The organism is Flavobacterium selenitireducens, from assembly GCF_014748335.1.
Classification (GTDB): Bacteria; Bacteroidota; Bacteroidia; order Flavobacteriales; family Flavobacteriaceae; genus Flavobacterium; species Flavobacterium selenitireducens.
In genome coordinates this window covers 50,104-73,929 of sequence record NZ_JAAVIY010000013.1, presented here as the reverse complement: position 1 = coordinate 73,929, position 23,826 = coordinate 50,104, and the positions used below count along the sequence as shown (strand labels likewise).

The following is a 23,826-nucleotide window of genomic DNA, read 5'->3' as shown; positions in this document are numbered from 1 at the left end:
CGGGGCGGCCTGCGGCCGCCCCGAACCTAAAAGGATGCCGCTTCAATCCCTCACGCAACCCACATCACATCTTCCTTCGTCAATCGGCATTCAATATTTCATAGAAAGATCCAATTGAATGGCAAGGATTGATGTTAAAGTAAAAAAGCCTCCTTGTGAAAGGAAGCTTTTTTGTTGCCTGACAACCCGCCGTGTTGCTGATCGGAATTCCGCTAAAAAGCGCCGACGTTGGGTTTCAAAATGCACGAACGGGCGGAAAGTGCATTTCCCCTTTACAGCCTCCTCGACGAACTGACCGCCCGTCATCTTCGTATCGTCAGGCAAAGTATTGTGAAAGTACGCATTTACGCAGGTAGAAACATTCGTTTTCACGAAAGTTTAGCACAAAAAAATCCGGATTTTCATCCGGATCTCTTTTTTATTTCTTGAGGAATTTTCTGTTGAAGGTCTTGCCGTCGGTCGTTTTGATCAGCAACACATAGGTTCCCGGAGAAAGGCTTCTCACCGAAATCGAATGCCCTTCGAGCGGTGGATTCAATACCGAACGTCCAAGAAGATCGACTACCTGGACCGCTTCGAGGGATGCCGTCTCGTGCCCGGTGATCGTCAGCGTGTCCTGGGTCGGGTTCGGATAAATTCTGAACAAATTGGCTTCGACGTCGCGTGTGCTCAACGTCGAGCCTTCTACCACGTTCAAAGCCGAGTTGATCGCCGGGTTGTCTATCGTGTCGACGATTCCGGAAGGCCACGTAATTACAACGCTCTCGATTGCCGTAGCAGCTCCCAGTCCGAAGTGAGCGTTTAACGTACTCATAAATTCAAAACCTTCACCTGCGCGGATTTCACGCACCTGGATTCCGAAGTCGCCGTGAATTTCAACGCGGGCGCCAATTCCGTCGTTATTGCTTTGGTTCCCCTGGACGGTCACCTTAAACCATTTGTTTCCGTTAGGGACACCGTAACGCACCGTATTTCCGTTCTGGATGTCGAGGAAGCCATCGTTGTTCAAATCACCGACCGAGCCCACGCCCAGACCAGGATAAGGTGTGCCGATAAAACTGCCGTCTCCTTGGTTGAACATTATCTTATCGCCTCCGCCCATGACGTCGACATAGCCATTGTTATCGAAATCGTAGGCGATATAGTCGCGATTGGTAGAGCTGTCCGTATCCCATCCCGAGCCGGCCGTCACATCGGTGAACATATCGGGCGTGCCGCCTCCAAGGTCATTCCTGAAAAGCCTCGAGCCCACGAATCCGTTGGATCCGATCAAGATATCCATGTCCCCATCGTTGTCATAATCAAAAACGGCTGAAGACCAGGAAGAAACGGGCGTAAAGTTGAGTCCGGAAATATTGGCTACGTCCGTAAAGGTGCCGTCTCCATTGTTGCGGTGAAGCTCGCTCGGCGGCCCGGAACATTTGGAAACGAACAAATCCACGTCTCCGTCGTTGTCATAATCGGTCCAGATCGAAGCGTAATTACCGCCCACGTTTCCGAATTGGGTCGTGCCCGATGACTGGAAATACGACATGTTCGCGTTTGCCGATCCGTCGTTGAGATACCAACAGTTCGGCGCGATATCATGACACGAAAACGCATCGAGATTACCGTCGTTGTTGATGTCGACGAAGTTCGTGCGCTGACAGAAAATGTATTGACCGGGCGTGATGGCCGTATATGCCGTGCCGGTACTGTTCGATTTCCAGAACGTGACGCCGCTGCCGTTCCCGAGCAACAAATCCGTAAAGCCATCGCCATTATAGTCAGCCGCGGCCAAACTCCAGCCTGGCATAAGGCTTTGTCCCGTAACCGGAATGTCGACGATATTGAAAGTTCCGCCGTTTTGCTGGTAGTGGACACGCATGTTGTTGTTGTCCACGCCTACCATGTCGTCAAGGCCGTCGCCGTTGACGTCGACCACACACATATTGTAGCCGCCGGAAATCCCGGCAATGGTTTGGGTGTTGTATTCGATCGGGATCACGATCTCCTCTTCCGATAGCTGGAAGTCGAAACCGGAAGCGCTCCATTTGTTGTCCCAAACGATATAGTAAACCGTTCCCGCCGTGACGTCGAACGTCTTCCTGGACAGGTTGGAATTCGTATTGCCGGAGTTGCATTGGAGCAAACCTGCATTATCGTCCGATGCCACGCAGGAAAGCCCGTTTGAGCACGATCCCGTGTAGACGCTGAAATTGGTGTCCTTGCACAAATTCTGAGGCAAATCGGACGTCACCGTAACCCGCCAATCGGCAGTTGGCACATATTTGTACCATTTCCCCTGGGTAGCTGTCGAACAAGCCGTATTCACGTTGGCGCCATCTACAGCAGCAACGGTGTGCGTCCCTGCGCTGATCGGAGAAGCGGTAAAGCACGGAGATGGCACGAACGGCGACTGGATCAGCTGAAACGTAAACCCGTTGGTATTCCAGCGGTTGTCCCATGCGATGTAATAAGTGACGCCTGCTTCGACGTCGAACGTTTTTGTAGAAAGATAGGAAGTGTTGTTGTTCGAACCACAGCTAATGTTCCCTCCGTCATCGTCATTGGTAAGGCAAACGAGTTGTGCGCACGTTCCCGTGTATACGTAAAAACGCGTGTCCTTGCAGGTGTTGACCGCAAGATCGGACGTAACGGTCACGGAATAGTTCTGGGTTGGCGTGTACTTGTACCACTCGGCCATCGATGCTCCCGTAGCGCAAGGGCTTCCGGTGTACGTGCCGTCGATTGCGGTAACCACGTAAGTTCCCGGGCCGATATTTTGTGCCGCGCCACAGGAATTTTGGGCTTGCGTACGATTGGCTGCCAATAATACCATTGCGAGGGCCCAAAGCCCTGACAGTGATGGCGGAATTTTTTCAAGAGTAGTTTTCAAATTCATAATCGGTTGTAGTTTATAGGTTGTATTGATATTAGTTGCAACTGTCGAGCGAATTGATCCAGGACTGTATGAGCGCGACGCCTTCCGCGTGGATGACCGAACGCCCGTGCAATGGCATCCGGAAGGTTTCGTTTACGGTGTTTATCCGATAAAACAACATCGAACCTTCAGGATTGCGTGGGGCGACTATTTTGTTCAACGTGGCCGGAAACCCTTGCATATCCTGGGTATTGACACAAACTCCCATATTGGTGAGACCTGATGAAGTTCCGGTTTCGCTGAATGCAAATCGCATCGGGCGGTAATCGCAATGCCTGTTGGTCATATGGCAATGGGCGCAATTCGAATCGAAATAAGACCGGACGCGTTTTTCTATTGGTTGGGAAGCATCGTTGTAATCGACCACGCTGTTTTCCTGGGTCGGAAGGCTGAAATCCGGATCGAGATAACCGTAGTCTATCCATTTGGTCAACTGGTTCTTCGTTTCACTGCCGTAGTTGTAACTGAAGTTGAGATTTTGCGGTTTGATCCCGATCGGAATATTGACAATTCCCTGCCCTCCGCCATTTTGCTGCTTGTGGCACACGATGCATTGGGACTCATTGGGAATCCGGTAATCGACGGTGTGATCCTGTCCGTTATCGTCTTTCCAAACCACTGTAGTAAGGCTCCCGGCGAGATCGAGCAATGCTTCGGTTTGCGCGCCGTTCCAGACGTAATCGGCGAAAATCCAACCGCTTTCCTTTCTGATCATTACTCGCGTTTCAATGATGCGCGGCTGACCCGGCGTGGCGGTATTCTGGACATTTTCGTAATAAAAGGTCTTGACCAAAGCGGCACCTACCGGAAGTTCGAGTATCTGGGCGTCACTTGCAAATGTGGCCTTTGAGCCGTCCGGCATCCAGACAAAGCGCTTTTTGCGCGAGTAATCGGTAAACAGGCTGCTCGCGGGAGCGAATGGCAACAAGCCTTCGGAAGGAGTCTGCAACTTCATGTCCCCTTCAAAAAAATGATAGTCGGATAATTTCGGATAAGGAACCTGGCTAAGGTCGACCGTTACGGGTGAAACGGGATCGACGGGCGCGTAGCCATCATCCTCGTTCCTGGAGCAAGAAAAAATAAGGAAAATCGATAAAACAAAGACAATAAATGCAGAAGCGTAAAGTTTTCTCATAAAATTCAAAACAACCATTCCAAAAATATTAAAAAAATGGAAACTTTCCTGTTATTCCGACAGTTAAATTTAGAATTCTTTGCACGTCGTTGAGCAACGATCCCATCCTTGTAAGAATAAGCGCATAACGCTCAGGTTCAAAATATAACAAGCCAGCGTGCCTCCTCCCTACCCAATAATAAAATTTATGTCACCCGAGGCGAAATAGTGACACGGTCGCCGATAAAAAAAGGCCGGTTTCCCAGCCTATTCAATTTGATTTTTTGAGTTACTCTTTGACGAGTCGGAAAGCTTTTGTGCCTTTTGCGGTGCCGACCTTCATTACGTACACGCCACTCGACAATGCACTGGTATCGAAGTCACCGGAAGTTACAGCCGGGCTTCCCGAGAGCAACTTTTTGCCGCTTACATCGAAAATTTCGACTGTCGAAACAGTGGAACTCGCATTGAAATGAAGCGTGGACCTTACAGGATTAGGATAAAACCCAAATCCTATTCCCGCGACCGGAGTGCCGATCGAGAGGCTGCAATCCGGATCCATGGCCACCGATACAGGAAGCGAGGTGTCGAAAAACCCGGGGCAAGCCTGAGGAGCCGCGGTAACGTGATAATTCCCTGGCCCCATGACAATCAGCGTCGGATTCGTCTCCCCGTTCATCGCGACGTCGTTCTTGTACCACTGAATACTCGAGGTGTAAGGCATTCCCACAGAAAATTCGATGGAACCGCCTTCACAAAGTAACAGCGTACCGTTATTCGGATCGATGCTGACTTCCTCCTCGTCAAAATTTTGCATGGTAAAAATCGGGAGGAAGGCATAGCCGTCTATCGCCAATTCATTGGAATAATACGTTTGGCCTTCGAGCGTTACCCTGACACGGATGTCGGTCACGCTGTAGTTGTAATGGTCGTACGTAAATTCGGATGAAGTTGCCCCGGGAACGTCCTGGAATTCTTCATCCCCAAAAGAAAAGCGCCATTGCCATTGGTAGGAATCATAGGCTTGGTCGGTAACGATGGTGGCGGTTCCCGTACCTTCGGGACAAAGCAGCAAGTCCCCTTCTATCGTTGGTTGTTGGGCGTAAAGACCCAAGCAAAAAAGCGCCATCAAGGCGGAAAATAAAGTTGTTTTCATAGTTGTGTTGTTTTCGTGAAATTACAAAAAAACCGGTGACACAACCAAAACTGAATTAAGGGAGCAAATAAAAAACCGCGATCGGGCTTGATCGCGGTTTCATTTACAGGGCGTACAGCTTACCGATATCCTGGAGAGAAGCGAGCGGCTGGGAAAGTGTTGCTTGCTCATCGGTGACGACCGTGGTCAGGATGATCGAATCCTTTCCAGAAAAGTCGGCGGTGTTGGTTTGTTGTGCTTGTAGTGCCGTACAGCTGCAGCCGATCGAGAGACCTAGAAGTTTTATGATTGATTTCATGATGTTGATTTAAGTTGGATGCAAATATACCTAACGCTGTTAGATATTCTAATAACGATATTATAGATAATGACATTAGGAACAACAGGCAAAATCTATTCGGTCTGACTTTCAGTCATTTAAATGGCAATTGGTTTGAAATAAATATAAAATTGTTCCCGATTGCACTTTTACCTTATTTTTGAAACGACATTACTCGATTCACAATAGCCTAGCCCCGATAGAGCGGAAAGCCTTTGATGGCGAAACGTTGGTTTGGCGCGAACCGGGACGGGCGACCAACGGAAGCCCAGTCGCGGCGCAGCCGAAACCGTTTTGCCGAAAAGCTTGGAGCGATAGCGGGAAACAGCTACAATTATCCCCAAAGACATGACGCGGTATTTTATTTTTTTGCTTGCCTCGGTTTCGCTTTTCGCCCAGACCAAATTCGTGACCGTAAAAGGCACGGAATTTTACAAGAACGGGAAACCGTACGCTTACATCGGCGCCAATTATTGGTACGGTGCGCTTTTGGGTTCCAGGAAATTCGGCGACAGGGAGCGCTTGAAACGCGAACTTGACCTCATGAAAGCCAATGGCATCGATAACCTGCGCGTCATGGTAGGTGCCGACGGCGGAACATACGACTACACGGTTCCCTATGCAATGCAACCGCAACAAGGCCAGTATGATCCTGAGGCTTTCGACGGTCTCGACTATCTGCTTGCCGAGATGGGAAAACGGAATATGGTCGCGGTATTGTATCTCACCAACAACTGGGAATGGAGCGGCGGAATGGCGCAGTATCTCGAATGGAACGGCAAGGGTAAAATCCCGAACCCGAACGTCAGGCCCGAAAATACCTGGCAAGCCTTTATGGACTACGTCGCCCAATTCCATAGTTGCGAACCGTGTAAATTGGCACTTGACAACCACATCCGGAAAGTATTGGGGCGCACTAACGTTTACACCAAGACAAAATATACGGACGACCCTGCGATCATGGCCTGGCAAGTTGCCAACGAACCGCGTATTTTCAATGTTGGCAATGAGGGCGCGTTTACCGATTGGCTCAACAAATCGGTCGAGCTCATCGACAGCCTTGACGAGAATCACCTTATATGTACCGGTTCCGAGGGCAGCGCAGGGTCGAATGCGGACATCAATACCTTTGAGCGCACGCACGACAACGCCAAGATCGATTATCTGACAATGCATATCTGGCCAAAGAACTGGCAATGGTTCGATCATAAAGACGAAAATGGGACGTTGCCGGTCGCACTTGAAAAAGCGTCCTTATATATGTCCGAACATATCGCGGTGGCCAACCGTCTCAAAAAGCCGATCGTGGTAGAGGAATTTGGCTTGCCGAGACGGGACGAAAGTAGGGATCCGAAATCAGATTACAGCAGCCGAAAAGTATTCTACACTCTTTTCTTCGACCGGCTGTTGCAAAGCTATCGCGGTAAAGAACCGCTCAGAGGCGTAAATTTCTGGGGATTCGGAGGCGATGGACTTGCGGTTAGTACAGACGGAAAATGGCGCTCGGGCGATCCTTTTACGGCCGATCCTCCTCAGGAACCTCAAGGGCTGAATACCGTCTTTTCGTCCGATACCGAGTTGTTGTCTCTTGTAAAGACGTATAATCTGAAGCTGTCGGGCAAACCTTAACATATGCGTTGCACCTGAAAATTTCACGATACCGCAGTTTTAATTACCTTCGCAAGAAATTGGACCACATGAAAATACGTTTTGCAATCTTGATTTTCGTTTTCGGATTAGTAACTGCACAGGCTCAGATGAGACGATCCGGGACTGGTATCAACGCCCTTGACCAACAACACGACATGCAGGGTGCGGCCAAACCGCCGAGTCCTGAAGAACAACTAAGCAAAACGATGGCGATGCTCACGACGGAACTTTCGCTCAACGGCTTGCAGGAGGCCGCCATACGCAACGTGCTGCACGATCAGCAGCGAAAGCTTACCGCATTGCGCACCGATTCCCGACCAGAGGCGGAGAAACAGGAGGAAGCCGTACAAATTACAACGAAATCCGACAACGATATCAAGGCGCTGCTCGACCCGGATCAATTGAAAAAGTATGATGCGTTCAAGGAGCAAATGCGTTCGGGAAAGAAAAAGAAGAAAGAGAAGAAGAAAGAAAAAGAGCGCGAAATTTCCGAGTAAAATATTTCCAAAAAGAATTTTCAACGATCATTTTATCGACGGAAAGAATTAAAACGCGCATCGCAAATCAGCATCAATCCAGTGTCTACGGCAATAATAGTCTGACACCATTGAAATGATAGCGAAAATTGATTACACAGTATTTTGAGGCAAACATTAATTGTTCTAAATTTGCCTAACATTGTTAGATTTATTTATTCTTGTTATGGGAAGTAAGGACAGGATTCTTAGGCAGAAGGAAGAAACAAGATGTAAGATCCTCGATGCCGCTTACAGAATCGTAAAGGCAGAAGGCTGGCAGGGATTGAACATGAGAAAAATCGCGGATGATATCGAGTATACGCCTCCTGTCATCTACGAACATTTCTCTAATAAAGACGCGATCTTAAAAGAGATAACAAAAAAAGGTTTTTTACAGCTTTACAATGAGCTCAAGGAGTTGAAAGAAAACATTTCCGATCCCGAAGAGCAATTGGAAGCGATGTGGATGGCGTTTTGGAACTTTGCCTTCAAGAACATGGAAATGTATCAGGTGATGTTCGGTGTTGAAATGACGTGCTGGTTGATGAAAGTACCGGAGGCGGAATTGCAGTACGAGTTGTTTCTGGAGACGATTGCCAGGGTGATGCCGGGCGAACCCGATGCGGAGGTCGTGAAACAGAAATATTTTTCGTTCTTCTCGGTAGTCCATGGTTTGATTTCCATAAACATCGTTGGAGACGGACTGGGAGGCGAAATGAACACCCATATCCTCAAAGACGCGATTGGCGGGATTATCCGGTCGATCCGATCATAACAGAAAGATAGTAGCTCGCTAACCCATGTTTCGGCTCAGAAAAGATACATCGCCTTAAGTGGCGACTTTTTACAGCGGTTTTTTTTACAGTTTTTCCTAACGCTGTTAGATTACATAACCCGGTTTTATTTCACGGGCTGTCATTGAAATTGAGAATCGTCGGAAACATCGGCTAACATGCTTAACGACGTTAGAAAATATAACACAAGTAGAAATGAGAACATCAGTCAAAAAATGTAAAGGTTGTATACCATTGCTGGCCAGGGCCAATCTCGATAAGGCACATCATTTATTTTGAGAAACAGGTCAATACCATTTACATCACTATTTAATATCCACAAAATGAAAGATAATCTTTTCCTATACGCAATCGCCGCTCTCATCATAACGGCTTGTGCCCACCAAGAGAATACCGCACTTCAAGCGGTCGTTCCCGAAGTTCCGGTAATCAGCATTTCCAATACCGAAGCAAATACCGACGCAGAATTCCCTGCCGCTCTCCAAGGCCTGGTCGATGTTGAAATCCGTCCGCAGGTAAGCGGCAACCTCGAACGCATCCTTGTAGATGAGGGCGCTTATGTCACAAAAGGCCAGCCGCTGTTCAAAATCAACGAACAGCCGTTCCGCGAGCAACTCAACAACGCTTCTGCCCAGTTGAGAGCTGCCGAGGCTGCACAAACCAATGCTCAGCTCGAGGTAGAGAAACTGACTCCGTTGGTCGCCAATAATGTGGTGTCCGAATACCAACTCAAAACCGCGAAAGCCACCTTGAAAATGGCGGGTGCCAATGTAGAGCAAGCGCGCGCCGCAGTGGGTTCGGCAAAAATCAACCTCGGTTATACCTCGATTACTGCTCCCGTTAGTGGCTACATCGGGCGCCTTCCAAAAAAACAAGGCAGTCTGGTCGCGCCATCCGACATGGAATCGCTGACGACACTATCTGACGTTCACGAAGTCTACGCTTATTTTTCGCTTGGAGAGTCGGACTTCATCCGGTTCAAGAACGATCATAAAGGTGCCACGTTGACCGACAAACTCAAGAGCCTTCCTCCGGTAAAACTGGTTCTATCGGACAATTCCGCTTACGAGCAAACCGGCTATATCGACATGGTGGACGGGCAATTCGACAAGACCACGGGTGCAATTACACTGCGCGCCAAATTCCCGAATGCAAAGGGACTTCTCCGCTCGGGCAACACCGGCAAAGTCCGACTCAGCCTTCCGCATAGCGACGCAGTACTCGTCCCTCAGGAAGCGACGATCGAAATCCAGGATAAGATATTTGTGTTTGCCGTCGACAAATCCAACAAAGTCAGCAAACAACCCATCAACGTCTCTGGAAAAACCAACACTTCCTACCTCGTCGAAAGCGGCGTGAAGCCCGGCGACCGCATCGTCTTCAAAGGATTCGAAAACCTGCAGGAAGGATCTCAGATCAAACCCGAGGAATCAAAAATCCTGGCGAAAAAATAAGCTGAACAAAGGGAATGAAATACTGTCTCCGGTCGCACAAACGCGGCCGGGCAGGACTTCCCGTCCCTTTCCGAAACCACGTTTACAAACTTTCACACAAAGAAAACATGTTTAAAAAATTCATAGAACGCCCCGTGCTCGCTACCGTGATTTCCGTTTTACTGGTCATCGTCGGGATCCTGGGGCTTACCAAACTTCCGCTCCAGCAGTTTCCTGACATCGCGCCTCCGGCCGTCCAGGTAACGGCATTCTATCCGGGTGCCAACGCGGAAACCATTTTGCGTTCCGTTGCGCCTTCCCTCGAAGAATCGATAAACGGAGTCGAGAACATGAGCTATATGAGCTCATCTGCAAGTAACGATGGCTCGCTGGTCATCACCGTATATTTCAAGCTCGGGACCGATCCCGATCAAGCCGCCGTCAACGTCCAGAACCGGGTTTCACAAGCGGTGAGCCAGCTTCCGTCCGAAGTCGTTTTGGCGGGAATCTCCACGACCAAGCAGCAAAATAGCCTTATCATGGTCGTCGATATGTATTCCGAGGACGAAACCCAATACGATCAAACGTTCCTGGCCAATTATGCCCAAATCAACATCATCCCTGAAATCAGGCGTATACCTGGAGTCGGCCAGTCGCTGATCTTTGGCGGAAACAAGGATTACTCGATGCGCGTCTGGCTCAAGCCGGCGCAAATGGCCTCGTATAACCTAACTCCGAAAGAAGTCATGGCTGCGATCCAGGACAAAAACCTCGAAGCGGCTCCCGGAAAATTCGGTGAAAGCAGCAAAGAAGCGTTTGAATACGTCATCAAGTACAAGGGAAAACTCAACAAGCCGACAGAATACGAGAACATTGTGATCCGATCGAATGCCGACGGTTCCGTACTGCGGTTGAAAGACGTCGCCAAAATCGAATTCGGCGCTTACACTTACGGAAATTACACGCGTACCAACGGAAAACCGGGCATTAACATCGCTACGATGCAGCTCGCGGGTTCTAACTCCAACGAAATCCAGATCGCGATAGCCGATTTGATGGCAAAGGCTGAAAAAGACTTCCCGAAAGGCGTCAAATACCTTATCCTGTACAACACGAAAGACTCGCTCGACGCTTCGATCGACCAGGTTGTGACCACGCTAATCGAAGCCTTTATCCTGGTTTTTATTGTCGTATTCCTGTTTCTACAGGATTTCCGTTCGACGCTGATTCCGGCCATTGCGGTTCCTGTTGCGATTCTGGGAACGTTCTTCTTTATGAACCTTTTCGGGTTCTCGATCAACTTGTTGACGTTATTCGCTTTGGTTTTGGCTATCGGAATCGTCGTCGATGACGCCATTGTCGTGGTCGAAGCCGTTCACGCCAAGATGGAACACCGGCATTTGCCGCCAAAAACCGCGACGATATCTGCTATGAGCGAAATTACCGGGGCGATCATTTCGATCACGCTCGTAATGGCAGCGGTTTTTCTTCCCGTCGGATTCATGGAAGGTTCGACAGGCGTGTTTTACCGACAGTTCGCCTTCACGCTCGCCATCGCAATCGTCATTTCGGCCTTGAATGCCTTGACGTTGAGCCCTGCCCTGGCCGCTTTGTTCCTCAAAGAACCGAAACACCACGGCGAAAATGTCTCCGGAAAAAAATCGTTCAAGGAAAAATTCTTCGCCGGTTTCAATACCGGATTCGACAAATTGACCAACAATTACGTCGGTAGCCTGAGATTCCTTACACGCCACAAATGGGTCAGCCTCGGCGGATTGGCCGTCGTGATCGCCGCTACCGTTTTTATGGTGCAGCGCACTCCTACCGGGTTTATTCCGTCGGAAGATCAAGGCTTCATCGCCGTTTCTATGTCGATGCCGGCCGGAGCCTCGCTTGAGCGCACGACCAAAGCGGTACAGGAAGCGGAAGCCATCCTGCAAAAATTGCCGTCCCAACGCACCGTCATGGGATTGTCCGGATTCAACATGCTGACACAATCCTCTAGCCCGTCGGCGGCGGTAGCGTTCATTTTGCTCAAGAAACCGGGCGAAAGAGGCGAGATCGACGACATCAACGCCATCATGGCCGACGTACAGGGAAAACTTGCGGCGGTAAAAGGCACGAATTTCTTCGTGTTTACGTTTCCTACCGTTCCCGGATTCAGCAATATCGACGGATTGGATTTCGTGCTTCAGGACAAAACCGGCGGAAGCCTCCAAAAGTTCAGCGGCGTAAAGGACAAATTTCTTGGAGAGTTGATGAAACGACCGGAAATCGCCGTGGCCTTCTCGTCTTTCAAGGCAGACTATCCGCAATATGACATGGAAGTAGACGATGTGAAAGCCGAACAGTTGGGCGTTTCTGTCAAAGACATCATGCAAACGATGCAGGCCTATTTCGGATCTGCCCAAGCTTCGGATTTTAACCGATTCGGGAAATATTACCGGGTGATGGTGCAAGCCGAAAAAGATTCGCGTACCGAAATAGGTTCGATGGATGGAATTTTCGTCAAGAACCGCACGGGCGAGATGGTTCCGATCAACACTCTTGTAAAACTCAACCGCGTCTACGGCCCTGAAACCGCCTCACGTTACAATCTTTTCAACTCGATTGGTGTGAACGCCATCGCAAAACCGGGTTATAGCTCAGGGGACGCGATCAAAGCCGTAGAAGAAGTTGCCGCCCAAACGCTTCCGTTCGGATACGGTTATGAATTTTCAGGAATGACCAGGGAAGAAATTTCATCTGCGGGACAATCGACCGTTATTTTCATCCTTTCGCTTCTATTCATTTACTTTCTGCTCGCGGCCCAATACGAAAGTTACTTGCTGCCGCTAGCCGTGATACTGTCGATTCCGACGGGTATGTTCGGCGTTTTCGCAGCGATCGGTCTTGCCGAAATATCCAACAACATTTACGTACAGGTCGCCCTGATCATGCTCATCGGATTATTGGCCAAAAACGCCATCCTTATCGTGGAATTCGCCGCTCAGAGAAGACGGTCGGGCAAATCGCTCGTCGCCTCTTCGCTGGAAGCAGCCAAATTGCGACTTCGCCCGATCATCATGACATCGCTGGCTTTTGTCGTAGGGATGATCCCGATGATGTATGCCAAAGGTCCGTCGGCTCAAGGTAACCACTCGATTTCGATAGGAGCTGCCGGCGGAATGATCACAGGTGTGGTGCTCGGCGTTTTGATCGTACCGGTGCTGTTCATCGTCTTCCAATACCTGCACGAGAGCGTTTCTTCTAAAAAACCGGTTCCATCCCAACCTGAAGTGGCAACCGCACAAATCTGACACCATGAAAAATCACATCAAAATAATACTGACCCTGATGCTGGCGCTGATCTTGAACGCCTGTAAAGTGTCGAAAGACATCGAAACGCCAAAAGAGGCGATTCCGGAGACGTTCCGATCGGAAACGAGCACGGGCACCAATTCTATCGCACAAAGCGACTGGAGAACCTTTTTTGCAGACCAAACGCTGCAGATCTTGATTGACAGCGCCTTGGTCAAAAACAACGATTTGTTGGTGGCCCAGCAAAACATCGAAATTGCACGGCTCCAGCTTTCGCAGGCAAAATGGGGCAATGTTCCGACATTGAATCTACAGGTTTCGGCAAGTTCGACCAATCCTTCGGGAAACAGCCTTAACGGACTGAGCTTAAGCCAATTCGTCGGCCAAAACCACATAAACGATTTTACCGCGGCAGCAACGTTGGGATGGGAAGCGGACATTTGGGGCAAAATAAAAAACCGCAAAAAAGCGGCGCTTGCCCAGTATCTGCAATCGGCCGAAGCCAATAACGCGTTGAGAACCCTGGTCGTGTCGAACGTAGCCAAAGGGTTCTACAACTTGCTGATGCTCGACGCCCAACTCGAAGTGGCGCGCAAAAACCTCAGCCTCAACCAACGCACACTCGAGATGATCAATTTGCGGTACGAATCCGGGCAAGTGACTTCATTGGCGCAACAACAAGCCGAAGCACAACGGTTGGTAGCCGCCCAGCTTATTCCGTTTCTGGAGCAGCAGATCGCGATCCAGGAAAACGCACTGAGTGTTTTAACCGGCCGCTTCCCGAACTCGGTAGAGCGAAAAGTCGCTTTGTCGCAGCTACCGGTATCGGACAAGCTCGATGCCGGTGTTCCATCGCAAATGGTGGCGATGCGACCGGATGTGAAATCGGCGGAATATTATCTGCAGGAAGCAAACGCCAGGACGGGTGCGGCCAAAGCGGAGTTGTATCCGAGCCTGACCATTACCGCCAGCGGTGGCGTAAATGCGTTTGAGGCAAGCAATTGGTTCACGATGCCCGCTTCGCTTTTCGGATCGGTAGCCGGCGGCCTCACCCAACCTTTGCTTAACGGCAAACGACTGCGGACCCAATATGAAGTGGCCAAAGCGGAACGCGAAAAAGCCGTGATTGGTTTTAGGCAGTCGGTTTTGGTGGCGGTGGCCGAAGTTTCGAACGCGTTGGTTTCTATCGACAAATTGAAATTGCAATACGACGCTTCCGACAACAGGCGTTTACAGCTCGAAAAGGCCGTAACGAACGCCGATATGCTGTTCAAGTCCGGAATGGCGAACTATCTCGAAGTCATCACGGCTCAGGATAATTTGCTTCAGGCCGAACTTGGAGTCCTCGTCCAGAAAAAGGCGAGGCTTGACGCGGCCGTAGATTTGTACCGCTCGCTTGGCGGTGGCTGGAACTGATTATTTGTTTTCATTTTTGTGCGGAAAGCTCTTCTTCGGGAGGGCTTTTTGCATTTCCGTCGGGTCGATTGCTGCTATTGTTTCAGCTTCAGCAGATGAAGTTGCTGGCGTTTGTTGATGAGCCACGGTAGCCGGAAATGTTCGTTGGAAATGTAGAAATCCGTTCCGTTGAAACTTGTAATGCCCTCCACCTGGCGAAAGCGCTTCCGAATCCTGATCTCGGTAATATCCGCATCGAAAAAGTCGGTATCGTCGAAATTGCGAAAATCAATGAGGTAAGGACGCAACATTTTCGTGTATCCGCAAAGCACAAGCCTGGGTTTATTCGGGCTGATCCAGGCGCCGGTTATAAATATTTTAGTTTTGAATTCGGATTTAAACCTGGCTTGGTGCTCTCCCGGACGGTTCGGAATCGAAAAAACCGATGTCCTTCCCTCCTCTTTCGTGAACAGGTACAAACTGTCGGCATAGGAGATAACGGCCTCGCAGTTGTGATTCACTACTTTTCCCGTCCTCGGATTTTCCGGCCATCGGAATCCGATGCTGTCCAATGAAATAGAATCGTGTGAAAGCGCGTTTTTGTCGATCCGGTAAATTTTAAGCGATGGTCGTTGGTGGTAATTATTCCCGATATCCGCGATGTAAAGATACAGGCTATCCTGGGTAATATCTTCCCAATCGCTATTGCGAACCGGAAGTTCAAACGCTTTGGCCACCGATGCCGTAGCGGTATCGATAAGGTAAAGTTTTGGGGCGTTCCCGGAATCGTTATGGGTAGCGATAAAACGGTCAAACGTTGCCAATCCTGAAGTTTCAGACACTTTCCGCGGCAAATTTTGGGTGCGGACTGGAGTCATCCGCTGTTTTCGAAACGACTGGGCGCGAACCGAAAGGCAGTCCATCAGAAACAACAAGAGCAAAATTGCGCCTGTAATCCTCGTCATTTTATTTTCGCCTTTTCTTCTTTGGTAAAACTCTCGGACATCCTGACATAATTCCCAACATGTGATTTGACTTCTTTCGGGGCATTCGAGTAGCGGGAAAGAATCATGGCTTTGTCTTCGTCAATGTTGTCGCGGTAATTTACGATAAAAGGCACGTTTTCCTGCACGCTCAGGCGTATCATCCGGATTTCGATGTTTTGGGGATCGGACTGGGCAGCATGATCGAGATAAGCCGCGCCCTCCTTCATAAATGAAATTTTGTCAGGCAAATAATTGGAATGCTTCGACTTCAACGTCAACGAGCAGCCCTTGTAAGCCACGAGCACCTTGTTATTATCATCTTTTGTTACCGGTTCGAGAAGTGATGCGAACTTTTTTGCGCCCGCCTCCGACTTTGCCGCTGCGATGTACGCCTGCCGTACTTGAGATAAGTTGAGCGCAGCCATTGGCAATACGAACGATAAAAGTAACACAAGAAGTTTCATAACGATGTTTTTACGAAGATGAACGAATTCTGGATTGAAAGCGTTACAGGATTTTGATTCGTTTTTATAGTATTCGGAAATCCGATGTTTAAAAATAGCGATTTACATCTATTTGTGAACCGGTTCGTATTGGCCAAAGCATATTGAACATTGGTGAATGTTATAATGATGACGTCCAAATGTGTAAGGTTTCTTTTGCTATCTACGCGTTATTTTACACAACCGAAATTTGCCTGCTATGAAACACAAGCCAACTTCCACAAACAACAAGTTCGAGCGTATGGCCATGGGCGTTTCAAAGGCCGCTGGATCAACCACAGCGTTCACGATGGCTTTCGTAATGATTATCGGATGGGGCGTTCTCGGCCCGATTTTCGACTTTTCCGCCGGTTGGCAGCTCTTCATCAACACGACAACCACTATTGTCACATTTTTGATGGTGTTCTTGATCCAAAAAGCGCAAAACAAGGATTCTCTCGCTATTCAACTCAAGCTCAACGAACTGGTCGCCTCTCACGAATATGCGAGCAACCGCCTCGTAGACATTGAGGAACTCACCGAAGAAGAAATGAAAATTATCCAGAAATATTATTCCCGATTGAGCAAACTGTCGCAAACCGAAGAAAGCCTGCTGCGCTCCCACTCCATCGACGAGGCCGACGACCAGCAACTGTTCAAAGAAGAAATGCGCGAAGAGCGGGACGAAAAAATCGAACGCAGCAAAAAAAGCAAATCCGGTACCGGAGCAAAAATGGGAAACAACACGACAAATCCGAACCTATAAACTTAAATTATCAGAATATGAAACAGCAACGCACATTTTTATTAGCGGCGATAGCGGCCATGACCGTAGGCCTCACGTCATGTAAAAAAGAAAACACGAATGCAGACGGCACTTCCGGCGACACGATTGTCACCACCGAGCCCGATGCCACGATGATCGAACCAGATACGGTCCAGGCGCCGCCGGTAAACGACTCGAATACATCGGGAACCACAAGCGGAGAAATGGAACAAGTCCCGTGATTTTGCCATTCAACAATAAAAAACCCGGATAGTACGTCCGGGTTTTTATTTTTACGGCTGTGGCGTTGGCGAAACCGGATTGTAAGGATTGTTTGGCGTCGTAGGTGAACTAGGCGACGGCTGGGTCGAAGGATTCGGCGGTGTTGTCGATCCCGGTGGAGTTGTCGGCCTTGCAGGGTCGGTACTGTTATTCGGCTGGGTTGTCGGCGCCATTTTGCTGCGTCGGTTGTCAGTGCGATTTCCCATCATGGTATCGCGCGGCATGTCGTTCTTTTTGTTGACCTTATTCGATTTCTCGGTTTTGGTACTTTTTTTTCCTTTTCGGACGGAATCCGTCTGAGCTGAGGCAATGCCGGCAAACAGCAACGCACTCAGCATAAAAATGAATTTTTTCATGTGTCTTATTTTTTTGTTATCCGAAAGATAGGCATACGAAAGCGGTTCCGCTTTACATCATTTCGGATATTTGAATCACGTTTTGACTGAATCTCAATGTGCTAGCCTCGAAAAGATACAAATCGGAATCTAAAAATTGTAATACGAAATGTGTATTGTAACGCGAACTTTGTAAGACAACCACTTAAAAAACCGAAATCATGGAAAATCCGAACAATTGGGAAGGGCGCGAAAACGAACGTCTTTCCCGATACGATGAAGGCAATGAATCTAACCGAAATGACATGTCGCAAAACGACTATAGTTTGTCGGATGCGGAAAACCAATATGCCACAGACATGAGGCCGTCCAACACCGAGAACCCATCATCTGAAGCGATCTCCGACGACGAGCGTTACAGCAACAGCTATGGCAGCAGCAGCGACAGTAGCCGAAGCTTACTCACCAAAGGAAACGAGATGGTTTTCGGGAACGATCACGAAGGCCAGGAATATGACGATGCTTGGGAAGCGGCACAGCGGGACGAGCAAACGGAGTCGTATGAAGAAGAAAGAAGACGACTGGAACGCGAACGCAATTCTGGCGGTTTCGAGTCGAGACTATAAAAACAAGGCGGGATTAATTTCCCGCTTTTTTGTTGCGTTTTGATACCAGTTTCAGGCATAATATCAAGGCGCAGGTCGCCGTGGAAATGGAATTTCCCACAATCAGCGGTAAATCCTCCTTAATGATTCCATATACCAGCCAGGCGGCGTTGCCTATGACCAACAACAAATACGTCATCGTGGAAATGTCCTTTGCCGAACCGGTTCGGATCATCTTGAAAGTCTGAGGGAAATTCGCAACCGTGATAAAAAATGCCGCTACGAGGCCCAACCATTTTACTTCGTCCATAATATATCGATCAGTACCCTAAGGTAATCATTAATATTAGCCAATGGACGCGGATTTTTTATTGTACAAGGGAAGACATGAATCGTGTAATTTTCTGATCGCGTGTCGGTTTGAACTTTGTAAAAGATTTAAATCATAAAATTCAAAAATATGGCAACTACAAAACCAAAGACAACCACAACCAAAAAAACGCCCGCTAAAACTGCAACTCCGGCAAAAACCGCATCGAAAACTACGACTACAAGAGGTCAGGTAAAGGCAAAAAATTCTGCAGCCGAAGGTTTGACCGAACTATTCGTAGACGGATTGAAAGACATTTACTGGGCAGAAAAGGCATTGACCAAAGCCTTGCCGAAAATGGCCAAGAACGCTACCTCCCCGGAACTCGTTGCGGCAATCGAAGAACATTTGACGGTAACTGAAAACCAGGTGACCCGACTCGAGCAAGTTTTCGAAATGATGGGTGAAAAAGCGGTGGCCAAAAAATGTGACGCCATGGACGGCCTTATCAAGGAAGGCGAATCGATCATGGAAGAAACCGAAATTGGAGCTGTGCGCGATGCCGGCATCATCGGGGCTTCCCAAAAAATCGAACACTACGAAATCGCAACTTACGGGACATTGGTCGCGTGGGCTAAGACGATAGGTGAAGAAGAAGCGGCCGAGCAGTTACAGATGACGCTTGACGAGGAGAAAGAGGCCGATATGACCTTGACCGAAAAAGCCTACAACACGATAAATTTCGATGCCGCAGACGAAGACGATTCGTCAGAGGAATAATCGGAATGTTATCCGGGATTAAGTTGATTATTTTGGTTAGAGGGAAGCGGGCGATAAACCCGCTTTTCTCTTTTTAAATATTGAGGAAAAATGTTTCCTTGTTCATGCCCGTCATGTGAAACTGCCAGTTGAGTTTCAATACTTGCCTCAACGCTTTTTTGAGTTGGTCGAAATTATCGGGTTTGTGGATGTAGACATTTGCGCCTCCGCTGAAGGTGTCTTCGATATCGGAAGCTGCGTTGGAAGTGGAATAAATAGCGATGGAGACGCCATCGAACCTCCTGTCCTGCCGCAATTCGCGCAAACATTCCTTTCCGGATTTCAACGGCATGTTCAGATCGAGAAAGATAATGTGGGGCAGTTCAGTGGTGCTTTTCATGTGTGCGATGAGTTCAAGGCCGTTCTCGAACAGTAACAGCTCCGTCTGTAGGTCGTCGCGTATCTTCTCGAAAGCCTCGCTGAAAATCGTCCGGTCGTCCGAATCGTCGTCTGCGAGAAAAACCGACATTTTCAAACCCGGATTGCGCGTGTCGCCCTGTTTAATTGTCGCCATTTTTGCGTCTGATTATAATTTTCCTGAATTCTGACAACGTAATTCCCGTACATTTCTTGAATTGTTTGGAAAAATGCCCTAAACTGCTGTAAGCCAGCAAATCGCTGATTTCCTTTAGCGAGATTTCGTCTTCAATTATGAGTCGCTTGGCGCGTTCCGTCTTGATCATGATCACATATTGCTCGATCGAGCAGAACGTTTGTGCGGCAAAAATCCCGGACAGGAAACCGTAACTGTATCCCAGCCGGTCGGCGAGGTAAGACGACAATGTGGTCTGCGGCTGCTTTTTTGAGTAGACGATTTCGAAAAGGATATTTTTGATCCGCTGAACGAGGCATTCACGCTCGTCGTCGATGATTCGGATACTGTACTTTTCGAGCGAATCCTGTATCCTCGATCGATAGGCTTCGGGTATGTCCTGGTTGGTTTCGAGATAGCCGTCATCATGCCTCCTGAAACTGATGTCGAATTTCGCAAGCTGATCCTCAAGCACCGTAATGGCGGGCAATAGCGAACTGCATGAAAAATGAAACTTCATTGCGTTGGTTGTTTTGTTGGTTGTTTTTCAAAAAAAAGAGTGGAGCACGCAACTCACGCCATTCCACCCTATTTTAGCGACAAAATACTACAAAAAGCTGTATATCGTCTGACCCTCAATGTTTCTAACCCTAAGGACTTATGTAAAGTTACTTCATAAAGTTAGTCGCAGTTTGCAATTTTTCCACTTTCGGTTGCAGCTTTGATAGTTAAAATCAGATGTTCAGAAAGAAAGTTTCCTTATTGAGCCCTGACATATGAAACTGCCAATTGGTCTTGAGGACGTGGCTGATCACTTTCCGAAGTTTCTCGAAATTGCTCGGTTTCTGTATATAGATGTTGGCCCCTTTCGATAAAGTGTCCTCGATATCGCGGTCTGCGCTTGAAGTCGAGTAAATCGCCACCGACATTTCCCGAAGGCGTGGAATGGCGCGCAATTCCTCCAAACATTGTATCCCTGATTTTCCCGGCATGTTCAAATCGAGGAAAAGTATATGCGGCAATTCACTTTCCGGATTTGAAAAATAGTCCATCAGCTCAAAACCGTCTTTAAAAAGTGTCAAATTGAATTTTATTGGCGTCGAAGAAAGGGCCTCCTCAAAAAACATGCGGTCGTCAGCATCGTCATCAGCCAACATGATGTTCATTGTATCCCTTTCGTATTTTTCTACCATCATGTCTTTATTTATAGTTTTTAACGTGTTATGAATTAGCCGCCCGTTTGAGCTGGATGACGCGTTTAAACGAAGAAATGGTCAATCCCGTCGTTTTTTTGAACTGTCTTGAAAAATGTTGGACACTGCTGTAATTGAGTGCCGCACTGATTTGTTTAAGCGTAAGCCGTCCTTCGATGATCATTTCCTTGGCGCGCTCTATCCGCAACAGGATGATGTATTTCTCTATCGAATAGTGTGTATGCGAGGCAAACAGGTACGAAAGATAGCCATAACTGAGGTTCATTTTTTCAGACAGGTAATACGAAATGGTCATGAGCTGCGGCTTGTTGTCGTGCACAAGCTCGATCAGGATATTCCTTATTTTTTGCACGAGTTGGCTCTTCTCGTCTTCGAGTATCTCGATACTATAGTTCCTGAGAATCTCGGACAGTCGGAGCATTTTGGTTTCTGAAATTTCGTCGGAAACTTCAATCTCTCCTGATTCGAGCAATCGGAACGGTATGTCGAGTTTTCGGAACTGCTCCCTCAAAATAGTCATCACCGGAATGTTGTCGTGACGAATTATGTTGAACCTCATTCGCTAAAGCTCCTCTTTTGTTTTATTCGTTAGTCTTACTGCTTTTGCAACCTCAAAAAAAAATGGAATAACGATCATCAGACTTATTCCACTTTCCACTATGACACACCTTCACAAGTGTTTCCAGATTGGCTGATCTTTTTTCAAAAAATGTGGCGATTAAATGCTGTTTTTGGAATTAATCGGCTAAATTGAGTGAGGCAAAATTGGGAAATATGGGCACGACCTGTTTACAAAATTCCCATATTCCTTTGCACTATTACAATATTGGCAATTAATCCCGGACTTCTTCTTTGCGAGTCATGAATGTGAAGTTCCGCAGTTGGGGCGCACTGAAGAATGTGATTCCGATCACACCCAATGTTATGCACCCTCCTGTCACGACCGCCCTGACCGCCCCAAGCCAATGCGCCATGACGCCACTTTCAAAGTCGCCGAGTTCGTTCGAAGAACTGATGAAAATGGTGTTGACCGAAGAAACGCGTCCGCGCATATGATCCGGTGTTACGAGTTGAAGGATCGTGCCCCGAATTACCACGCTGACGGCATCGAACATACCCGAAAACATCAGCGCGAAAAACGACAGCAAAAAGCTTTTACTGAGCCCAAAGACAATAATCGATAAAGCAAATCCGGTGACGCATATAAAAAGTTTTCGTCCTGGATTGGTCCGCAATGGGAGAAATGCCAGCAACGCCATGGTGCACAGGGCACCCATTCCCGGAGCGGCACGCAGGATCCCAAATCCGGTTTCGTCCACCATCAGGATTTCTTTTTGAAACACAGGCAGCAGGGCCACAGCTCCGCCGAACAGCACAGAAAACATGTCGAGACATTGGGCGCCCAATAACGCAGGCGTGTTCCATACAAAGCGCACGCCTTCGGTCAGGCTTCTCAAAACAGGCTCTTTTTCTTTTTTGATCACAGGCTTGACGCCGATCTTCAGCAACGGGAAAAGCAGCAACAATTCTACCGCCAGGACCGCGAACATTCCGGCGGTAATTCCGATGCCCGCAATCAGGAACCCAGCGACCAGAGGCCCGCATACGGCGCCCATCTGCCAGGCCATGCTGCTCCAGCTCGTGGCGTTCGGATACAGATCCCGGGGCACGACGAGGCCCGACATCGCGAAGCCGGATGGCCCATAGAACGCGCGTATCATTCCGCCGAGGAAAACCAGAAAGTAAATGATATGCAGCCGCGTATCGATCGTCAGATATTCCATCCGCGGCAAACTCAGTGCTGCCAATCCGGCTCCTAGCGCAACATAGCCGGTCAGGCAAAGCAACAACATTTTGCGCTTCTCATTGAGATCGACTATGTGCCCCGCGAACAGGGAAAAACAAACCGCTGGAATCACTTCAGCCAGACCAACCAATCCCAACGACAATTTGTCGTTCGTGATGTGATACACCCAATAGTAAATGATCGTCGACTGCATGTTGAGCGCGAAAATCATTCCGAAGCGTACCGATAGGAAATACCGGAACTCCACGATTGAAAGTGCCGGATTTTTACTGAGGAAACGCGATGTCTTCGGTTTGGGCTCGTTTTGCATTGGGGATGTTTGAAGGCGCAAAGATAAGCATCTGCACACGACTACATCCCGCCGACCTCCATCCTTTTTTCCGAAACCGATCTACATAAAAAACCCGGATGTTAGTCCGGGTCGTGATTTTCGATCACATCATCGTTATGATGGAATTTGGAATGCGTCCTGACAAAATCGTCCGGACTCGTTTGCGAATAAGCCTGGTCATTTTCGTTGAAGTGCTTGCCGGGATTGTCGGCGCTTTCGTAGAAATTTCGGTCTTTTTTGACAGCTTCGCGCATTTCTTTGGCGTGAACACGTTCTGCATCATTTACGATATACTCATTGACTTCCGATTCCTGATGGTCGATTCCGGGAACGGTCGTATCGGGTTTCCTGGTTTCCATAATTGCTGATTTAGAAATATAAAGTTCGGAAATCCCAGACATTTCGCCTTATACCATTTACCGTTTACGTTGCGGATGTGCTGCTTGTGCCCGAAATCATCAACTGCTTAAGATTTTTAATATTTCTTGCTTGGGCAGCGCCCCGGATTGCCGCCAGACCTGTTTGCCGTTTTTGAACAGCAATAAAGTCGGCACACCCTGAACGTTATATCGGGACGCCAATTCCCGGTTTTTGTCAACGTCGATCTTGATGATGGAGACGGCTTGCCCAAGTTCTTGCTTTACCTCACTCAGAACAGGAGCAAGCATTTTACAAGGTCCGCACCATTCGGCAAAAAAATCGACGAGCACCGGTTTGTCCTGGTTTATGATATCCTGAAAACTACTCATATCGCT

General features: G+C 48.4%; 25 protein-coding genes. 10 read left to right on the top strand and 15 right to left on the bottom strand.

The features are described 5' to 3' along the window. Window positions 1–418: 418 nt before the first annotated feature. The 4 genes from HC229_RS15180 to HC229_RS15165 form a co-directional block, all read right to left on the bottom strand. Window positions 419–2,884, bottom strand: coding sequence for an FG-GAP-like repeat-containing protein (locus tag HC229_RS15180; RefSeq protein ID WP_191021353.1), 2,466 nt, complete (start codon window positions 2,882–2,884; stop codon window positions 419–421). 31 nt (window positions 2,885–2,915) lie between these two features. After that, on the bottom strand, window positions 2,916–4,058 hold the full coding sequence (locus tag HC229_RS15175) for a hypothetical protein (protein WP_191021352.1): 1,143 nt from the start codon (window positions 4,056–4,058) through the stop codon (window positions 2,916–2,918). Window positions 4,059–4,326: 268 nt separating this feature from the next. Further along, the gene (locus HC229_RS15170; RefSeq protein ID WP_191021351.1) at window positions 4,327–5,193 is read right to left on the bottom strand and encodes a T9SS type A sorting domain-containing protein; all 867 of its coding nucleotides are present in this window, start codon (window positions 5,191–5,193) and stop codon (window positions 4,327–4,329) included. A gap of 103 nt (window positions 5,194–5,296) precedes the next feature. Continuing rightward, the gene (locus HC229_RS15165; protein ID WP_191021350.1) at window positions 5,297–5,491 is read right to left on the bottom strand and encodes a hypothetical protein; all 195 of its coding nucleotides are present in this window, start codon (window positions 5,489–5,491) and stop codon (window positions 5,297–5,299) included. Between the two features lie 369 nt (window positions 5,492–5,860). Here HC229_RS15165 and HC229_RS15160 point away from each other — a divergent pair, with 369 nt between their 5' ends. From HC229_RS15160 to HC229_RS15135, 6 genes are all read left to right on the top strand, one after another. Beyond that, complete coding sequence (locus HC229_RS15160) at window positions 5,861–7,141, top strand: glycoside hydrolase 5 family protein (RefSeq protein ID WP_223845635.1); 1,281 nt, start codon at window positions 5,861–5,863, stop codon at window positions 7,139–7,141. A 68-nt stretch (window positions 7,142–7,209) separates the two neighbouring features. After that, on the top strand, window positions 7,210–7,659 hold the full coding sequence (locus HC229_RS15155; RefSeq protein WP_191021349.1) for a hypothetical protein: 450 nt from the start codon (window positions 7,210–7,212) through the stop codon (window positions 7,657–7,659). A gap of 205 nt (window positions 7,660–7,864) precedes the next feature. After that, window positions 7,865–8,455 (top strand): TetR/AcrR family transcriptional regulator, encoded by a 591-nt coding sequence (locus HC229_RS15150; protein WP_191021348.1) that lies wholly within the window; start codon window positions 7,865–7,867, stop codon window positions 8,453–8,455. A 342-nt stretch (window positions 8,456–8,797) separates the two neighbouring features. Then, the gene (locus HC229_RS15145; protein WP_191021347.1) at window positions 8,798–9,928 is read left to right on the top strand and encodes an efflux RND transporter periplasmic adaptor subunit; all 1,131 of its coding nucleotides are present in this window, start codon (window positions 8,798–8,800) and stop codon (window positions 9,926–9,928) included. Between the two features lie 107 nt (window positions 9,929–10,035). Next, on the top strand, window positions 10,036–13,206 hold the full coding sequence (locus tag HC229_RS15140) for an efflux RND transporter permease subunit (RefSeq protein WP_191021357.1): 3,171 nt from the start codon (window positions 10,036–10,038) through the stop codon (window positions 13,204–13,206). Between the two features lie 4 nt (window positions 13,207–13,210). Continuing rightward, window positions 13,211–14,623, top strand: coding sequence for an efflux transporter outer membrane subunit (locus HC229_RS15135; protein ID WP_191021346.1), 1,413 nt, complete (start codon window positions 13,211–13,213; stop codon window positions 14,621–14,623). Between the two features lie 74 nt (window positions 14,624–14,697). Here HC229_RS15135 and HC229_RS15130 read toward each other — a convergent pair whose 3' ends face one another. Beyond that, window positions 14,698–15,567 (bottom strand): hypothetical protein, encoded by an 870-nt coding sequence (locus tag HC229_RS15130; protein WP_191021345.1) that lies wholly within the window; start codon window positions 15,565–15,567, stop codon window positions 14,698–14,700. Further along, window positions 15,564–16,052 (bottom strand): hypothetical protein, encoded by a 489-nt coding sequence (locus tag HC229_RS15125; RefSeq protein ID WP_191021344.1) that lies wholly within the window; start codon window positions 16,050–16,052, stop codon window positions 15,564–15,566. Before HC229_RS15125 ends, HC229_RS15130 begins: the two co-directional genes overlap by 4 nt. A gap of 238 nt (window positions 16,053–16,290) precedes the next feature. Between HC229_RS15125 and HC229_RS15120 the strand changes: the two genes are divergently transcribed. Both HC229_RS15120 and HC229_RS15115 read left to right on the top strand, forming a co-directional pair. After that, window positions 16,291–16,836, top strand: coding sequence for a low affinity iron permease family protein (locus tag HC229_RS15120; RefSeq protein ID WP_191021343.1), 546 nt, complete (start codon window positions 16,291–16,293; stop codon window positions 16,834–16,836). Between the two features lie 17 nt (window positions 16,837–16,853). Further along, on the top strand, window positions 16,854–17,078 hold the full coding sequence (locus HC229_RS15115; protein WP_191021342.1) for a hypothetical protein: 225 nt from the start codon (window positions 16,854–16,856) through the stop codon (window positions 17,076–17,078). A 51-nt stretch (window positions 17,079–17,129) separates the two neighbouring features. Here HC229_RS15115 and HC229_RS15110 read toward each other — a convergent pair whose 3' ends face one another. After that, on the bottom strand, window positions 17,130–17,474 hold the full coding sequence (locus HC229_RS15110; protein WP_191021341.1) for a hypothetical protein: 345 nt from the start codon (window positions 17,472–17,474) through the stop codon (window positions 17,130–17,132). A gap of 200 nt (window positions 17,475–17,674) precedes the next feature. Here HC229_RS15110 and HC229_RS15105 point away from each other — a divergent pair, with 200 nt between their 5' ends. Next, window positions 17,675–18,079 carry a hypothetical protein gene (locus tag HC229_RS15105; protein ID WP_191021340.1) on the top strand — a complete coding sequence of 135 codons (405 nt, stop codon included), beginning with the start codon at window positions 17,675–17,677 and terminating at the stop codon, window positions 18,077–18,079. 13 nt (window positions 18,080–18,092) lie between these two features. Here the strand turns inward: HC229_RS15105 and HC229_RS15100 are convergent, their stop codons facing one another. Beyond that, entirely contained in the window at window positions 18,093–18,368 is a 276-nt protein-coding gene (locus tag HC229_RS15100; RefSeq protein WP_191021339.1) for a SemiSWEET family sugar transporter, read from the bottom strand. A 150-nt stretch (window positions 18,369–18,518) separates the two neighbouring features. On the opposite strand from HC229_RS15100, the gene HC229_RS15095 reads away from it, so the two are divergent. Beyond that, window positions 18,519–19,148 carry a YciE/YciF ferroxidase family protein gene (locus HC229_RS15095; protein ID WP_191021338.1) on the top strand — a complete coding sequence of 210 codons (630 nt, stop codon included), beginning with the start codon at window positions 18,519–18,521 and terminating at the stop codon, window positions 19,146–19,148. Between the two features lie 73 nt (window positions 19,149–19,221). On the opposite strand, the gene HC229_RS15090 is transcribed toward HC229_RS15095, so the two are convergent. From HC229_RS15090 to trxA, 7 genes are all read right to left on the bottom strand, one after another. Beyond that, window positions 19,222–19,701: a response regulator gene (locus HC229_RS15090; protein ID WP_223845634.1), complete on the bottom strand. Its 480-nt coding sequence runs from the start codon at window positions 19,699–19,701 to the stop codon at window positions 19,222–19,224. Beyond that, the gene (locus tag HC229_RS15085) at window positions 19,688–20,239 is read right to left on the bottom strand and encodes a helix-turn-helix domain-containing protein (RefSeq protein WP_191021337.1); all 552 of its coding nucleotides are present in this window, start codon (window positions 20,237–20,239) and stop codon (window positions 19,688–19,690) included. The genes HC229_RS15090 and HC229_RS15085 overlap by 14 nt, the downstream gene beginning before the upstream one ends. Window positions 20,240–20,453: 214 nt before the next feature. Next, window positions 20,454–20,915, bottom strand: coding sequence for a response regulator (locus HC229_RS15080; RefSeq protein ID WP_223845633.1), 462 nt, complete (start codon window positions 20,913–20,915; stop codon window positions 20,454–20,456). 25 nt (window positions 20,916–20,940) lie between these two features. After that, on the bottom strand, window positions 20,941–21,492 hold the full coding sequence (locus HC229_RS15075; RefSeq protein ID WP_191021336.1) for a helix-turn-helix domain-containing protein: 552 nt from the start codon (window positions 21,490–21,492) through the stop codon (window positions 20,941–20,943). 274 nt (window positions 21,493–21,766) lie between these two features. After that, window positions 21,767–23,050: an MFS transporter gene (locus HC229_RS15070; protein WP_191021335.1), complete on the bottom strand. Its 1,284-nt coding sequence runs from the start codon at window positions 23,048–23,050 to the stop codon at window positions 21,767–21,769. A gap of 101 nt (window positions 23,051–23,151) precedes the next feature. Further along, entirely contained in the window at window positions 23,152–23,430 is a 279-nt protein-coding gene (locus tag HC229_RS15065) for a hypothetical protein (protein WP_191021334.1), read from the bottom strand. A 99-nt stretch (window positions 23,431–23,529) separates the two neighbouring features. Next, complete coding sequence (gene trxA / locus HC229_RS15060; protein ID WP_191021333.1) at window positions 23,530–23,820, bottom strand: thioredoxin; 291 nt, start codon at window positions 23,818–23,820, stop codon at window positions 23,530–23,532. Window positions 23,821–23,826 lie beyond the last annotated feature (6 nt).

Bases quoted from the DNA above. Each gene is read 5' to 3' on its own strand.
- HC229_RS15180 (WP_191021353.1), bottom strand. From the start codon at position 2,884: ATGAATTTGAAAACTACTCTTGAAAAAATTCCGCCATCACTGTCAGGG.
- HC229_RS15175 (WP_191021352.1), bottom strand. From the start codon at position 4,058: ATGAGAAAACTTTACGCTTCTGCATTTATTGTCTTTGTTTTATCGATT.
- HC229_RS15170 (WP_191021351.1), bottom strand. From the start codon at position 5,193: ATGAAAACAACTTTATTTTCCGCCTTGATGGCGCTTTTTTGCTTGGGT.
- HC229_RS15165 (WP_191021350.1), bottom strand. From the start codon at position 5,491: ATGAAATCAATCATAAAACTTCTAGGTCTCTCGATCGGCTGCAGCTGT.
- HC229_RS15160 (WP_223845635.1), top strand. From the start codon at position 5,861: ATGACGCGGTATTTTATTTTTTTGCTTGCCTCGGTTTCGCTTTTCGCC.
- HC229_RS15155 (WP_191021349.1), top strand. From the start codon at position 7,210: ATGAAAATACGTTTTGCAATCTTGATTTTCGTTTTCGGATTAGTAACT.
- HC229_RS15150 (WP_191021348.1), top strand. From the start codon at position 7,865: ATGGGAAGTAAGGACAGGATTCTTAGGCAGAAGGAAGAAACAAGATGT.
- HC229_RS15145 (WP_191021347.1), top strand. From the start codon at position 8,798: ATGAAAGATAATCTTTTCCTATACGCAATCGCCGCTCTCATCATAACG.
- HC229_RS15140 (WP_191021357.1), top strand. From the start codon at position 10,036: ATGTTTAAAAAATTCATAGAACGCCCCGTGCTCGCTACCGTGATTTCC.
- HC229_RS15135 (WP_191021346.1), top strand. From the start codon at position 13,211: ATGAAAAATCACATCAAAATAATACTGACCCTGATGCTGGCGCTGATC.
- HC229_RS15130 (WP_191021345.1), bottom strand. From the start codon at position 15,567: ATGACGAGGATTACAGGCGCAATTTTGCTCTTGTTGTTTCTGATGGAC.
- HC229_RS15125 (WP_191021344.1), bottom strand. From the start codon at position 16,052: ATGAAACTTCTTGTGTTACTTTTATCGTTCGTATTGCCAATGGCTGCG.
- HC229_RS15120 (WP_191021343.1), top strand. From the start codon at position 16,291: ATGAAACACAAGCCAACTTCCACAAACAACAAGTTCGAGCGTATGGCC.
- HC229_RS15115 (WP_191021342.1), top strand. From the start codon at position 16,854: ATGAAACAGCAACGCACATTTTTATTAGCGGCGATAGCGGCCATGACC.
- HC229_RS15110 (WP_191021341.1), bottom strand. From the start codon at position 17,474: ATGAAAAAATTCATTTTTATGCTGAGTGCGTTGCTGTTTGCCGGCATT.
- HC229_RS15105 (WP_191021340.1), top strand. From the start codon at position 17,675: ATGGAAAATCCGAACAATTGGGAAGGGCGCGAAAACGAACGTCTTTCC.
- HC229_RS15100 (WP_191021339.1), bottom strand. From the start codon at position 18,368: ATGGACGAAGTAAAATGGTTGGGCCTCGTAGCGGCATTTTTTATCACG.
- HC229_RS15095 (WP_191021338.1), top strand. From the start codon at position 18,519: ATGGCAACTACAAAACCAAAGACAACCACAACCAAAAAAACGCCCGCT.
- HC229_RS15090 (WP_223845634.1), bottom strand. From the start codon at position 19,701: ATGGCGACAATTAAACAGGGCGACACGCGCAATCCGGGTTTGAAAATG.
- HC229_RS15085 (WP_191021337.1), bottom strand. From the start codon at position 20,239: ATGAAGTTTCATTTTTCATGCAGTTCGCTATTGCCCGCCATTACGGTG.
- HC229_RS15080 (WP_223845633.1), bottom strand. From the start codon at position 20,915: ATGATGGTAGAAAAATACGAAAGGGATACAATGAACATCATGTTGGCT.
- HC229_RS15075 (WP_191021336.1), bottom strand. From the start codon at position 21,492: ATGAGGTTCAACATAATTCGTCACGACAACATTCCGGTGATGACTATT.
- HC229_RS15070 (WP_191021335.1), bottom strand. From the start codon at position 23,050: ATGCAAAACGAGCCCAAACCGAAGACATCGCGTTTCCTCAGTAAAAAT.
- HC229_RS15065 (WP_191021334.1), bottom strand. From the start codon at position 23,430: ATGGAAACCAGGAAACCCGATACGACCGTTCCCGGAATCGACCATCAG.
- trxA (WP_191021333.1), bottom strand. From the start codon at position 23,820: ATGAGTAGTTTTCAGGATATCATAAACCAGGACAAACCGGTGCTCGTC.